Annotated in this window: 1 pseudogene; it reads right to left on the bottom strand. The window is 74.4% G+C overall.

Going from position 1 to position 587, the window contains the following annotated elements:
- Positions 1 to 533, bottom strand: a pseudogene (locus G7A99_RS23920) (xanthine dehydrogenase family protein molybdopterin-binding subunit); the annotation flags it as partial.
- Positions 534 to 587 lie beyond the last annotated feature (54 nt).

Here is a 587-nt window from a genome sequence, read left to right as displayed (position 1 = left end):
TCCTCGGGCTCGCCGTAGTGGAAGTGCCGCTCGCTGACGACGTTGCTGCCGACGCCCTCGTGGAGGACCGCTGCCTCCGGTGCGGCGGCGGCCTCCGCGTCCACCGCCGGGCTGAGGAGCCCGTAGTCGACGTCCACCAGCCCCAGGGCGTCCTCCGCGGCGTAGCGGTCCTCCGCGACCACCACCGCCACCGGCTCGCCCACGTAGCGCACCCGGTCCACGGCCAGGCACCAGTGCTCCATGGGCTCGCGCACGCCCACCGGGAACGGCGCCGCCCAGTTGCGGACGTCCTCGCCGGTGAGCACGGTGTGCACGCCGGAGACGGCAAGGGCGCGGGTGACATCCACGGAGCGGATGTCGGCGTGGGCGTGGGGCGAGCGCAGCACGGCCGCGTGCAGGGTCCCGGGCGGCACGGCGAGGTCATCGCCGTAGCGCCCGGCACCACGCAGCAGTGCGTCGTCCTCGACACGCTCGCGGGAGCGGCCGACCTCGCCCTGGGGCGCGGCGGCTGCCGGCTGTTCAAGTGCTTCCATCCCTCTCCTCCGGTGCCGTCACGGACTGTCTCGACGGCACACCCGGAGAGCGTA

Source organism: Arhodomonas sp. KWT (genome assembly GCF_010993615.1).
The sequence above is the reverse complement of the archived record's forward strand: the minus strand, read 5'-3'. Positions and strand labels throughout refer to the sequence as shown.